This window comes from Herminiimonas sp. GW821-FHT09C12 (assembly GCF_059416385.1).
Window position 1 is genome coordinate 610,134 of record NZ_JBWKPC010000001.1, and the last position, 12,080, is coordinate 622,213.

Here is a 12,080-nt window from a genome sequence, read left to right on the forward strand (position 1 = left end):
TCGGTTTCAAATACCGGATAAACAACAGGGAAGGCGGCTTAAATCGGCCGCGTATCATCGCGATTGATCGCGCGACGTTGTGGTGCGAGCAAGATCCATGTCACTACCGGCCATAACAAGGCAGCCACAACACTTTCGGAAAAATACATCCAACCAGGGAAATTGCCACCGACAAACAGTCGAACGATCACCTCGACCACTTGCGTCATCAACAGCAACAGAAAGACATGCAGCGCCTGCGTACCATTGGGAAACCACAATACGCGTCTATGTATCATGATCGCAAAATACGATAGCAAGGTGTACGCCAAGGCATTCTCACCAAGCACCGCCGCATCATGCACATCCATCAACAAGCCCATGCAGAAGGCAACGCCGATACCGACCTTGCGCGGCTGATGCATGCTCCAGAACACCAGTATCAGCGCAACAAAATCCGGTACGCCTATCCACTGTCCCCACGGTAGCAAGTTCAGTAAAAAAGCGACGATCAAGCTCACCACGATGAAAAGTGGGCTGGCCGGCAAAAGAATGTAATGAGGCTGATGGTTCATCGCGGAGCAGTCGCAGGCTGTGGTGCAGATGGTTGGGCGGGTTGTAGATCTATGCCCTTGCCGGAAGTTCCATTGGTACGGCTGGCAGCATGTCGCAGGATGCCAGCCATCTTGGTGTTCTTGTCTTTGCTATCGTCCGCGGCGCGCGGCTCGAATTTGTTTTCGGTCAACAAAATCAGTAACTGGCGATTGCGATCGATGCCGGCCGTCGGCTGACAAATAATGCGTGCGAAGGAATCAACTGATTTGTTTTCAACTTGCGATACCGTCGCGACAGCCAAACCCGGCGGATAAATGCCATCGATGCCGGATGTCACCAACACATCGCCTTTTTGAATATCGGCATTGGTCGGCATGAAGCGCAGATCCAGCACATTGGATTGGCCGCGACCATACGCCACACTGCGCAAACCATTACGCACGACCTGCACCGGGATTGCCTGATTCTTGTCCGTCAACAGCGTTACTTCCGAACTGAAAGGAAATACCCGTGTGACCTGACCCACGACACCAACATGATCGATCACTGGTTGCCCGGCCTCGACGCCGTGTTGGCTGCCGCGATTGAGCACGATCTTGCGCGTGAAGGCATCACGGGTGTCATACAGAATCTCACCCAACAAAGATTTCACCTGCAAGCGTTCGCTGGCGCCCAGCAATTGACGCAGTTGCGCATTTTCAGCGAGCAGCTGCTGTCCTTGCTGCAAGGTGCGCGCATCGAGCGTTTGCTGCAGTTTGAGTTTTTCGTTTTCCGCCTGTGCACTCGTTAGTGATGTGAAATAGTCACCAACGTAATAGAGTGCATCGCGCGGTGCCAAGGCAACGACTTGCAAGGGGTAGAGCGCGGTCGAGATGACTTGCCGCACGACCGCGAGTGAGCGCATGTGTGAATCCACACCCAGCAACACCAACGCAATCAAGGCGAAGAACACCATCTTTGCACGTGCCGATGCACCTTGTTTGAAGAGTGGTGGTGGGCTGTATTCCATGTATTACTTGTTGGAGAGCGTGCCGAAGAGCTTCACAACAAACCGCGCTGCCGAGACGTGATGTCCGGCAGCCGCGATCTGTGTTTCGAAGTGTTGTGCTTTCATGACATTGTTCATGTCAGCCAGTCTGATGGTAATGCGTTGTGGACGATTATTCGTAAGAGAAGATCGAACCCAATTTATCCATGCGTTCCAGCGCCATGCCCGAACCGCGCACCACGCAAGTCAAAGGATCTTCTGCAACGATGACCGGCAAACCGGTTTCTTCCATCAGCAGACGGTCCAGATCGCGCAGCAATGCGCCACCGCCGGTCAGCATCATGCCTTTTTCAGCAATATCGGCACCCAGTTCCGGAGGAGTTTGTTCCAGCGCGTTTTTCACTGCGGAAACAATATTGTTCAGCGGATCAGTCAGCGCTTCCAGGATTTCATTGCTGGAGATTGTGAACGAACGTGGGATGCCTTCGGACAGGTTACGGCCCTTGACTTCCATTTCACGCACTTCGGAGCCTGGGAAGGCGGAACCGATTTCTTTTTTGATCGCTTCAGCGGTTTGTTCGCCGATCAGCATGCCGTAGTTACGACGGATGTAGTTGACGATCGCTTCGTCAAATTTATCGCCACCGACGCGGATCGAGCCTTTATAAACCATGCCACCCAGCGAAATGATGCCGACTTCGGTCGTACCGCCACCGATATCAACCACCATGGAGCCAGTTGCGTCCGATACCGGCAAGCCAGCACCGATCGCAGCAGCCATAGGCTCTTCGATCAGATAAACCTGTGCTGCACCTGCGCCCAGCGCCGACTCACGGATCGCGCGACGTTCCACCTGAGTAGAGCCGCAAGGTACGCAAATGATGATACGAGGGGAAGGTTTGAAGAGTTTGGTGTCGTGCACCATGCGGATGAACTGCTTGAGCATTTGCTCGGTAACGGTAAAATCGGCAATCACGCCGTCTTTCATCGGGCGGATCGCCTCGATATTGCCTGGGACCTTGCCCAGCATCTGTTTGGCTTCCTTACCGACAGCCATGATGGTTTTCTTGCCATTCGGGCCACCCTGCTGGCGAATTGCCACTACAGAGGGCTCATCCAGCACGATACCTGCGCTACGTACATAAATCAGGGTGTTGGCGGTACCCAGATCGATTGCCAGATCATTCGAAAAGTAACTACGTAAAAATCCAAACATGAATTGTCCTGGTTGCGCAGCAATGGTGCGCTTAAGTAAAAGAAAAGGGTTTTATTAGCCGCGGCGGCCCAATATCGGCGCCAGCAAGGCATTAACCCGATATTCTACCTTATAATTTACCTTAAATTAGTCGTCTCAAAAGGCAAAAATATCCGCTTGATGCGCTATTTTGCGAAGCTTTTGCCAACACTAGAAGACTTTTGCTCCTTTCGATTTCCTTAACATTGAACAGCGGCCCGACCGCAATCCGACCATGTCCCTCGAACTTTCCGATGTCAAACGCCTATCAATGCTCGCGCAAATTGAACTGACCAACGAGCAATCCGTGCAAACGCTGGACAAGCTCAATGGTATTTTTGCCCTGGTTGAACAATTGCGTGCCGTCGATACCACGGGTATCGAACCATTGAATCACCCTATCGCCATGATGCAGCCAGATTTGTCGCTGCGCTTGCGTGACGATGTCGTCAGCGAAGCGAATCGTCGCGACGATTACCAACAAGTCGCACCGGCGACACAAGACGGTTTATATCTGGTGCCTAAAGTCATCGAATAAATCGCCAGCGCTTTTTATTAAATGCGCACTTGGAGCAATTGATTGCTCCGACAACCGAACACCAGAAATTCACTATGCATACCAAGACACTTAAAGAATTATCGGCACTGCTGCATGCCAAGAAAATTTCCGCGACGGAGTTGGCAAATCTGTTTTTGGATCGCATCAAGCAAAGCGATTTGAACGCATTCCTGCACGTAGACTCTGCTTTGACTTTGCAGCAAGCAGCGGCGGCAGATCAACGTCTGGCCAGCGGCGATACTACCGCACTGACCGGCATCCCGATTGCACATAAAGATATTTTCGTCACACGCGATTGGCGTTCGACTGCTGGTTCCAAGATGCTGGAAAACTACGTCAGCCCATTCGATGCAACCGTCGTGGAAAAATTCAACCAAGCTGGTATGGTCCATCTGGGCAAATTGAATTGCGATGAATTCGCGATGGGTTCATCGAATGAAAATTCCTACTTCGGCGCAGTAAAAAATCCGTGGGATAAAGCAGCGATTCCTGGTGGCTCTTCTGGTGGTTCCGCAGCAGCGATTGCTGCACGTCTGGCACCGGCATCGACAGCAACCGACACCGGCGGCTCAATCCGCCAACCTGCAGCAATGTGCGGCGTGACCGGCATCAAGCCAACCTACGGCAGCGTCTCGCGCTTCGGGATGATTGCATTTGCATCGTCACTGGATCAAGGTGGCCCGATTGCAAAAACGGCGGAAGATTGCGGCATGCTCTTGAACGCGATGACCGGTTTCGATCCACGTGATTCGACCAGCATCGAACGCACGCAGGAAGATTTCACACGCGATCTGAACGCACCTTTGCAAGGCTTGAAAATCGGGCTGCCACGCGAATATTTTGGCGAAGGTTTGGCTGCCGATGTAGAACAAGCAGTACGTGCTGCACTCAAGGAATATGAAAAATTGGGCGCGACACTGGTCGATATTTCTTTGCCGAAAACCGAACTGTCGATTCCAACTTATTACGTCATCGCACCAGCAGAAGCATCATCCAATCTGAGCCGCTTTGACGGCGTGCGTTACGGCTATCGCGCCAAGGATTACACCGATCTGTCGGACATGTATCGCAAGACGCGCTCGGAAGGATTCGGCGACGAAGTCAAACGTCGTATCCTGGTCGGTGCTTATGTGCTGTCACATGGTTACTACGATGCCTACTACCTGCAAGCACAAAAAATCCGTCGTCTGATTGCACAGGATTTCCAGCAAGCATTCACACAATGTGACGTCATCATGGGACCGGTGTCGCCGACTGTAGCGTGGGATCTGGGTGACAAGGCTGACGATCCTATCGCCAACTATCTGGCTGATATTTTCACGCTGTCGACCAGTCTGGCTGGCTTGCCTGGCATGTCGATTCCTTGCGGTTTCGGCCAGGGCGAAAAGAATTCCAAGCGCCCGGTTGGTTTACAAATCATCGGCAATTATTTTGCCGAGGCAAAGTTGCTGAACGTCGCACATCAATATCAACAAGCGACCGACTGGCATCTGCGCCAACCTGCCGAATAAGCACTATCAGTACAGCGCGACGAACTTTAATACGCTAACAGCGAGTAAGGAAATATATGCAGTGGGAAGTGGTAATCGGTCTGGAAACGCACACGCAGTTGACGACCCAGACAAAAATTTTCAGCGGCTCGCCGACACAGTTTGGCGCTGAGCCAAACACGCAAACATCGCCGGTCGATCTAGCCTTACCGGGCGCATTGCCAGTGATGAATCGCGGCGCAGTGGAACGTGCGATTCAATTCGGCCTCGCCATCGGCGCGACCATTGCACCGCACTCGGTCTTTGCGCGTAAAAATTATTTCTACCCTGATTTGCCCAAGGGTTATCAGATCAGTCAGATGGATCTGCCTATCGTACAAGGTGGCCGTGTATCGTTCGCGATGGAAGTCGACGGCAAAACAGAAATCCGTTCCGTGCAATTGACACGCGCACATTTGGAAGAAGACGCCGGCAAATCGCTGCACGAGGATTACCACGGCATGACCGGCATCGACTTGAATCGTGCCGGCACACCGCTGCTCGAAATCGTCACCGAACCGGACATGCGCAGCGCGGTTGAAGCTGTCGCCTACGCCAAGGCCTTGCACACACTCGTGACCTGGATCGGCATCTGTGACGGCAATATGCAGGAAGGCTCCTTCCGCTGCGACGCCAACGTTTCCGTACGTCCAGTTGGACAAAAAGAATACGGCACACGCTGCGAGATCAAGAATCTGAACTCATTCCGTTTCCTCGAAGATGCGATCAACTACGAAGTACGTCGTCAGATCGAATTGATCGAAGACGGCGGTCGCGTGGTGCAAGCAACGCGTTTATACGATCCGGACAAAAAAGAAACGCGCGAAATGCGCAGCAAGGAAGACGCGCACGATTACCGCTACTTCCCTGATCCTGATTTGCCACCGCTGGTCGTCAGCGCAGAATGGATCGCACGCGTACAGGCAGCGATGCCGGAATTGCCGGGCGTCATGCGTGATCGCTTTGTACGCGACTACAGCCTGTCGGAATACGACGCGGCAGTACTGACGCAATCGAAGGCCATGGCGAATTATTTTGAAGCCGTGGTTGCCGCCGCTGGTAAAGAACAAGCCAAGCCAGCCGCCAACTGGCTGATGGGTGATGTTGCATCGACACTCAATCGTGAAGACATCGACATCGCTGCCGCACCAGTCGCTGCTGCACAACTCGCTTTGCTGTTGAAGCGCATTGCCGACGGTACGATTTCCAACAAGATTGCGAAAGAAATATTCAACGCAATGTGGGAAGCGAAATCGGATAGCGTCGCACTAGCAGATGAATTGATCGAATCGAAAGGTCTGAAACAAATCTCCGACAGCGGCGCACTGGAAGCAATCATTGATCAGGTATTGGCAGCCAACGAAAAATCCGTTGCCGAATACCGTGCCGGCAAGGAGCAAGCCATCAATGCTCTGATGGGACAAGCGATGAAAGCCAGCAAAGGCAAAGCCAATCCAGCGCAGCTCACTGAATTGCTGAAGAAAAAACTGACTGCATAAGCATCAAGTAAGCAAGTCAACCGCACGATAAAAAGCGCGCTCCGTAAAACGAGCGCGCTTTTTTATTTTGCAGCATTAGCAACAAATAATTAATGCATGCGTGCAACATCGTCATGTCCGCTGATTCACATGCAAACTATTTTTGCCACGACGTGTCCAATCAGTGTTTTACACTCATCTATGGACAATCCAATGAACACGCCAAACACACCAGCAGGCCCGGCCGATCCCGGTGCCGCACGCCCAGAAGACCTAGGTTACCCGCTCAATATCGCAGCTCATTTGTCCAACGGTGAAGCCTCACACATCCTGCATACACAACACAGCACTCAGGTCCAACTCTTCATCGAAGCCTTGCAAATGAAGCGCCCGGTTACACACGATGTAGCGTCGTCATTTCTCGAGTTTTTATTGAAGGACACCATACCTGCGGACGCGCCGCAATTGACAACGCACATGCATGCAAGCAACTGGGAGCAATATCTGACGCCACCGGAAACCATGGATGACATTGCGCGCCGTGCAGCAACTTTTTTTGATAGTGAGGCAGGCGTAGAGTTAAGTAATTTTTACACCAAGATTATTTCACGTACGACCTATTAGTGACGTTGCTATTCACTTCAATGAAAAGTGCGTCTCGTAAAACGAACGCGCTTTTTTTAATATATCAGCCCTGAAAATATTTTCTCAATGCCTATTACGATTACGTACGGCTCGGTTAATAAATAAAGAAGATGCGTAAAGTGCAATGAAATACCAAGTATAAATAGCAAAATTTACTTGTTGATGCTCCCCAAATCTAGTCCATAGAAATGAGTTATACGATGATGCTGCCGAGCTGGAAGATAACGCGTAGTAACCAAATAAGAAATTAATAATTGGAAATAAAAGAGTCGAATAGCAAAAGAGTCTTTGATATTTTATTTTTAGAAACGCGAAACCGGCTACCAAACCTATCGCCACACTCCATGGGAATGCTCTAAGAACGATAAGCAAAAAAATTGCAACTTGGCGCGAAATATTTTCGAGCAATGATGTGCCGACAGGAGACGTCAAGACACTAACGAATAAATTACTCATTGGAGAAAAATTAATTTCCCAATAAGAATAATTAAGAAACCAGCCAAGGGAGCTGCCAAATAAAACCGTCAAAGAAGCAAAGAAAATTCTCTTAAAACGTATATTCATATTTTTCTTAGTCACGACTAAAGATAAGCGCTTGCTCTACTTTTGCGCCCCCTGGATTAATTACGTTTATCTATAACACACCTAATTTGATGAAGCTGTTCTCGTAATCTCGCGATACCGTCGCAAAGTCAGATCGTATTTTTCATTAACCTGTGCAAGCTCCAATTCGCTGTCTTGGACGCTCTTCTTCAACTCACGCACATCCTGCTCTGATCGCCCTAACTTCACCTGCAAGGCGGCAGAGACGCCACCTTTTTGTTTTTGCGCAGCGACTGCCGTTTGGGTCACGCCCAGTTCTTTCTCAGCATCCGACAAGGTACGCTTTTGCTGGGCGATTTGTTCGTTCACGAGTTCGGTATCACGTTTTCGTGCTGAGACGATATCGTCTTCGCTGCGATAACGCGCGGAGAGTGCGCGATCAGATCTTTTTCGTTCGTCAGCGGCAGCTTGTTCTGCTTTTTTCTTTTGCTGCTGCAGTTCCAGTACGCGCTTTTGCTCAGCGGTGAGCGGGGCGGCGATGTCTTTTTTTACTGCGCCGTTGCTACTGTATTCGCGCACAGCGCGGTCAGCGCATTCCGGGATTGGACGATCTGAGGTGAGTGTATTGCCCGCAGCATCCTTGCACATGTAAACCTTGGCGTGCGCAGATGCTGCGATAAACATTGAGAAGAAAAACAGTGTCTTGATTGCACCTTTCATTTCACTCCCCGAGAAGAATAACGATGGTTATGCCACGCCGTACCTCGTACGGTAAGCAGCGACAGCTTCTTTGTACTTCGCCTGTTCAGAATCCGCACCGGCATTTGACAGGTATTCAAACAAATCTGACAGATTGCCTATCGACACCACCGGCATGTCGTAGGTATTGCTGACTTCCTGCACGGCCGAATGTGCTGACAATGCACCATCCTTGCCAGATCGCTCCATCCTATCCAGCGCAATCAGCACGGCGCATGGCGTCGCACCGGCGGCGCGTATCATGTCGACAGACTCACGCACCGAGGTACCGGCAGAAATCACGTCGTCAATGATCACTACACGCCCTTGCAACTTGGCACCGACTATCGTGCCACCTTCGCCGTGATCCTTGGCTTCCTTGCGATTGAACGCAAACGATACGTCGCGGCCTTTGTTCGCCAGCGCCACTGCAGTCGCAGAAGCGAGCGTGATGCCTTTGTAAGCAGGGCCAAACAACATATCGAATTCGATGCCCGAATCGATCAGGGTCTGTGCATAAAACTCTGCCAGCGCTGCCAGCGTGCCGCCCTGATTAAACAAGCCAGCGTTAAAAAAGTAAGGCGATGTGCGACCAGCCTTGGTCACAAACTCGCCGAAACGCAGTACGCCGGTTTCAACCGAAAACTTGATAAATTCTTGCCGTAAATTGTTCAAAACAACTCCATAACGGGTAAAAGTGACGAAAATTGTCGTTATTTGCTCGACTAAAGCCACATTTTAAAGCGTTATCGGGTCTACATGCCTGTAAATGCAAAGCCCATGCCTGATCGATCCCGCATCGCTCTGACTGAAAGCAAGCCGCGCGGCATCGAATCGGTTATCCTGATCGCCTCATTTTTTTGAACGACGCTATGTTGAAAATTGTTTCTGCCAATCTGAATGGCATACGCTCAGCCGCTAAAAAAGGCTTTTTCCAATGGATGGCCAAGCATGCTGCCGATTACATCTGCGTACAGGAATTGAAAGCGCAGGAAGCGGATATGACGCCGGACTTTCTGACGCCTGAAGGTTATTTTGGCTACTTCCACTACGCCGAGAAAAAAGGCTATTCCGGCGCTGGTGTGTACTGCAAGACCAAACCAGACCATGTGCAGATCGGCTTTAACTGCCCTGAGTTCGATGCAGAAGGACGCTATGTGCAATGTGATTTTGGCAATCTGAGCGTGATCTCGGTGTATTGCCCGTCCGGCTCATCGGGCGAAGAACGACAGCAAGCCAAGTTCCGTTTTATGGATGTCTTCTTGCCACATCTGCAGGAACTGAAGGCGCAAGGGCGCGAGTTCGTCATCTGCGGCGACTGGAATATTGCGCACAATGAAATCGATCTGAAGAATTTCAAAGGCAATCGCAAAAATTCCGGCTTCCTGCCAGAAGAACGCGCATGGCTGACACGTGTATTCGATGAAGTAGGCTTGGTTGACGTGTATCGTCATCTGCACCCGACCACCACCGAGGAATGCTATACATGGTGGAGCAATCGCGGCCAAGCTTATGCAAAGAATGTCGGCTGGCGTATTGATTACCAGGTGGCAACACCTGCACTGGCAGCGACAGCGCACACTGCTGCGATTTACAAAGATGAACGCTTCAGCGATCACGCTCCGTTGACGATAGGCTACGACTGGAAGGGATGAGTGCATGGCCGCTTTTCACGAAGCGGTCATAAAGCATTTTTATAATCCAGGACAACGCGGGGATCGCACGACTATTTCCATAGCAAGGCTTGCGGCCACCAGCGCATCGCAACTCAACCATTCTGGAAATAACCATGTCCGATCTGCCGCATCTTGCCCGCCGCCAGGCACTCAAATTTCTCGCCAGCGCACCACTGTTGCCGCTGGGCGCATCATCCGCACTGCTTGCCGCCTGCAGCACGACCACAACAACTGCTAGCAAAGACTACGTTGCGACCAGCTTTACACCTATGGCTGCGCCTAGCTTGGCCAATGCAGCAGCAATGGCAAGCACTGCAGTCGGCTCTACGCTGAATGTGCATTACGTTGATAACTCGGTGCAAAGTTATCAACTTGCTTATCAACCATTCTTTATCACCGGCCAGCAAGTACCCGACGGCAACGGTGGAAAGATATTGAGCGGCGGTTATTTCGACATCAATAACAAAGCCATCATTGATCGCTCCGTCACCGGCAAGGAAAGACAAATTTTTTCAGACTCGCCGGATGGCACTTCTCTGCTGTCACTACCGAATCCAACTGTAAACAACATCAAAGGCAAGGCCGTCTTCGCCGTCGTGCAATTTGAATACACCACGCGCGATCAACTCGGTGCAGAAAGCGGCAAGAACAACGCTTACGGCACCTTGCCATCGCCGATTGCAGTACTGACGCTGGATCAGGATCAAGGCAATGGCAAACTCGGTTTAGTCAAATATCACAACGTTGATACGTCCAGCGTGCATGGCTTGTGGATTACCTGTGGTGCCAGCTTGTCGCCATGGAACACCCATCTATCCAGCGAAGAATACGAGCCGGATGCGCAGTTCATCAGCGATAACCCTTTCTTCAAAAAATTCAGCAAGAATCTGTTCGGCGACGAGAACAAGGCCAATCCGTATCACTACGGTCATCTGCCGGAAGTCACCGTTAACCCAGATGGCAGCGGCAGCATCAAGAAACACTTTTGCCTTGGTCGCATTTCACATGAACTGATACAAGTGATGCCGGACAATCGCACCGTCTTGATGGGCGACGATTACACCAACGGCGGCTTCTTCATGTTCATCGCTGATAAAGAAAAAGATTTGTCGGCGGGTACTCTGTATGTCGCGAAAGTCGGCGCTGGTTTCTCGGTCGATCCATCGGCACCGGGCGCTGCACTGAGCTGGATTAAATTGGGACATGCGAGCAGTGCAGAAATCGAAAAGCTGGCCAATACCTTGAAGCCTTCCGACATCATGCACAGCGTCAAAGCCGATCCAAACGACGCCAGCTACACCAAGCTGTATGCCGATGGCATTGCGAACTGGGTCAAGCCCAAACCGGGCATGGAACGCGCCGCTGCCTTCCTCGAAACACATCGCTACGCGAATCTGGTCGGTGCCAGCATGGGCTTTACCAAGATGGAAGGCACGACCGTCAACATCAAAGACAAGATCGCGTATTCAGCATTGCAGAATATTCAAAACTCAATGGTGAAAAACGATCCCGCATGGAATCCAGCCAGTGGCATCACGGTAGACAAAGCCATTGTTGCCGGCGGCGTGTTCGCGCACAAACTGACAGGCGGACAACGCGACGCCAGCGGTACAGCGATTGCCAGCGAGTGGGTACCAGTGCAAACCCGCGCCTTGCTGATCGGTGAAGACATCGCTGCCGATGCCCTGGGCAATCTTGCCAATCCAGACAAGATTGCAAACCCGGACAATTTGAAGTTCTCGGAAAAAATGCGCACGCTCTTCATCGGCGAAGACAGCAGCACACATGTAAATAATTTTCTGTGGGCATACAACGTCGATACGAAAAAACTGGCGCGCATCATGTCCATGCCATCTGGTGCCGAAGCGACCGGCTTGCATGCCGTCGATGAAATCAATGGCTGGACTTACATCATGAGCAATTTCCAGCATGCTGGCGACTGGAGCGGCAAATTGCACAGCAAGGTCAAGGACAAGCTGGATCCTTTGATCAAGACCAACTACAACGACAGGTTCAGCGCGGCTGTTGGTTATCTGACAGCTGATCCGGCCCAACCCAAATTATCTAAAGCATAATTCCAAGCGTTCAATGCTGATATGTCATTAAAGGTAGGTACACCAAGGTGTGCCTACCTTTTTCTCATATCGCCGCACGCA

At 51.2% G+C, this 12,080-nt stretch carries 12 protein-coding genes; 6 read left to right on the forward strand and 6 right to left on the reverse strand.

Features of this window, described 5'->3' with window-relative positions:
* Nucleotides 1–38: 38 nt before the first annotated feature.
* The 3 genes from mreD to AC07N2_RS02855 form a co-directional block, all read right to left on the reverse strand.
* A complete protein-coding gene (gene mreD / locus AC07N2_RS02845; RefSeq protein WP_076592571.1) occupies nt 39–554 on the reverse strand; it encodes a rod shape-determining protein MreD in 516 nt (171 codons plus the stop codon).
* The gene (gene mreC, locus AC07N2_RS02850; protein ID WP_494776914.1) at nt 551–1,543 is read right to left on the reverse strand and encodes a rod shape-determining protein MreC; all 993 of its coding nucleotides are present in this window, start codon (nt 1,541–1,543) and stop codon (nt 551–553) included. The genes mreD and mreC overlap by 4 nt, the downstream gene beginning before the upstream one ends.
* Nucleotides 1,544–1,694: 151 nt before the next feature.
* Nucleotides 1,695–2,738: a rod shape-determining protein gene (locus AC07N2_RS02855; RefSeq protein WP_011979422.1), complete on the reverse strand. Its 1,044-nt coding sequence runs from the start codon at nt 2,736–2,738 to the stop codon at nt 1,695–1,697.
* A gap of 253 nt (nt 2,739–2,991) precedes the next feature.
* Between AC07N2_RS02855 and gatC the strand changes: the two genes are divergently transcribed.
* The 4 genes from gatC to AC07N2_RS02875 all read left to right on the forward strand — a co-directional run bounded on the left by gatC (nt 2,992) and on the right by AC07N2_RS02875 (nt 6,946).
* Nucleotides 2,992–3,294: an Asp-tRNA(Asn)/Glu-tRNA(Gln) amidotransferase subunit GatC gene (gene gatC, locus AC07N2_RS02860; RefSeq protein ID WP_494776915.1), complete on the forward strand. Its 303-nt coding sequence runs from the start codon at nt 2,992–2,994 to the stop codon at nt 3,292–3,294.
* 74 nt (nt 3,295–3,368) lie between these two features.
* Nucleotides 3,369–4,826 carry an Asp-tRNA(Asn)/Glu-tRNA(Gln) amidotransferase subunit GatA gene (gene gatA / locus AC07N2_RS02865; protein WP_494776916.1) on the forward strand — a complete coding sequence of 486 codons (1,458 nt, stop codon included), beginning with the start codon at nt 3,369–3,371 and terminating at the stop codon, nt 4,824–4,826.
* A gap of 56 nt (nt 4,827–4,882) precedes the next feature.
* The gene (gene gatB / locus AC07N2_RS02870) at nt 4,883–6,343 is read left to right on the forward strand and encodes an Asp-tRNA(Asn)/Glu-tRNA(Gln) amidotransferase subunit GatB (RefSeq protein ID WP_494776917.1); all 1,461 of its coding nucleotides are present in this window, start codon (nt 4,883–4,885) and stop codon (nt 6,341–6,343) included.
* Between the two features lie 192 nt (nt 6,344–6,535).
* On the forward strand, nt 6,536–6,946 hold the full coding sequence (locus AC07N2_RS02875; protein WP_494776918.1) for a hypothetical protein: 411 nt from the start codon (nt 6,536–6,538) through the stop codon (nt 6,944–6,946).
* A gap of 84 nt (nt 6,947–7,030) precedes the next feature.
* Here the strand turns inward: AC07N2_RS02875 and AC07N2_RS02880 are convergent, their stop codons facing one another.
* The 3 genes from AC07N2_RS02880 to pyrE all read right to left on the reverse strand — a co-directional run bounded on the left by AC07N2_RS02880 (nt 7,031) and on the right by pyrE (nt 8,923).
* A complete protein-coding gene (locus tag AC07N2_RS02880) occupies nt 7,031–7,531 on the reverse strand; it encodes a hypothetical protein (RefSeq protein ID WP_494776919.1) in 501 nt (166 codons plus the stop codon).
* An 81-nt stretch (nt 7,532–7,612) separates the two neighbouring features.
* A complete protein-coding gene (locus AC07N2_RS02885) occupies nt 7,613–8,230 on the reverse strand; it encodes a DUF4124 domain-containing protein (protein WP_494776920.1) in 618 nt (205 codons plus the stop codon).
* A gap of 27 nt (nt 8,231–8,257) precedes the next feature.
* The gene (pyrE, locus tag AC07N2_RS02890; protein ID WP_076592578.1) at nt 8,258–8,923 is read right to left on the reverse strand and encodes an orotate phosphoribosyltransferase; all 666 of its coding nucleotides are present in this window, start codon (nt 8,921–8,923) and stop codon (nt 8,258–8,260) included.
* A 197-nt stretch (nt 8,924–9,120) separates the two neighbouring features.
* Between pyrE and AC07N2_RS02895 the strand changes: the two genes are divergently transcribed.
* Both AC07N2_RS02895 and AC07N2_RS02900 read left to right on the forward strand, forming a co-directional pair.
* Nucleotides 9,121–9,903, forward strand: coding sequence for an exodeoxyribonuclease III (locus AC07N2_RS02895; protein WP_494776921.1), 783 nt, complete (start codon nt 9,121–9,123; stop codon nt 9,901–9,903).
* 134 nt (nt 9,904–10,037) lie between these two features.
* Entirely contained in the window at nt 10,038–11,999 is a 1,962-nt protein-coding gene (locus AC07N2_RS02900; protein WP_494776922.1) for a PhoX family protein, read from the forward strand.
* Nucleotides 12,000–12,080 lie beyond the last annotated feature (81 nt).

Coding starts and splice junctions, on each gene's coding strand:
- mreD (WP_076592571.1), bottom strand. CDS start 554: ATGAACCATCAGCCTCATTACATTCTTTTGCCGGCCAGCCCACTTTTC.
- gatB (WP_494776917.1), top strand. CDS start 4,883: ATGCAGTGGGAAGTGGTAATCGGTCTGGAAACGCACACGCAGTTGACG.
- gatC (WP_494776915.1), top strand. CDS start 2,992: ATGTCCCTCGAACTTTCCGATGTCAAACGCCTATCAATGCTCGCGCAA.
- AC07N2_RS02895 (WP_494776921.1), top strand. CDS start 9,121: ATGTTGAAAATTGTTTCTGCCAATCTGAATGGCATACGCTCAGCCGCT.
- mreC (WP_494776914.1), bottom strand. CDS start 1,543: ATGGAATACAGCCCACCACCACTCTTCAAACAAGGTGCATCGGCACGT.
- AC07N2_RS02875 (WP_494776918.1), top strand. CDS start 6,536: ATGAACACGCCAAACACACCAGCAGGCCCGGCCGATCCCGGTGCCGCA.
- AC07N2_RS02855 (WP_011979422.1), bottom strand. CDS start 2,738: ATGTTTGGATTTTTACGTAGTTACTTTTCGAATGATCTGGCAATCGAT.
- AC07N2_RS02885 (WP_494776920.1), bottom strand. CDS start 8,230: ATGAAAGGTGCAATCAAGACACTGTTTTTCTTCTCAATGTTTATCGCA.
- gatA (WP_494776916.1), top strand. CDS start 3,369: ATGCATACCAAGACACTTAAAGAATTATCGGCACTGCTGCATGCCAAG.
- AC07N2_RS02900 (WP_494776922.1), top strand. CDS start 10,038: ATGTCCGATCTGCCGCATCTTGCCCGCCGCCAGGCACTCAAATTTCTC.
- AC07N2_RS02880 (WP_494776919.1), bottom strand. CDS start 7,531: ATGAATATACGTTTTAAGAGAATTTTCTTTGCTTCTTTGACGGTTTTA.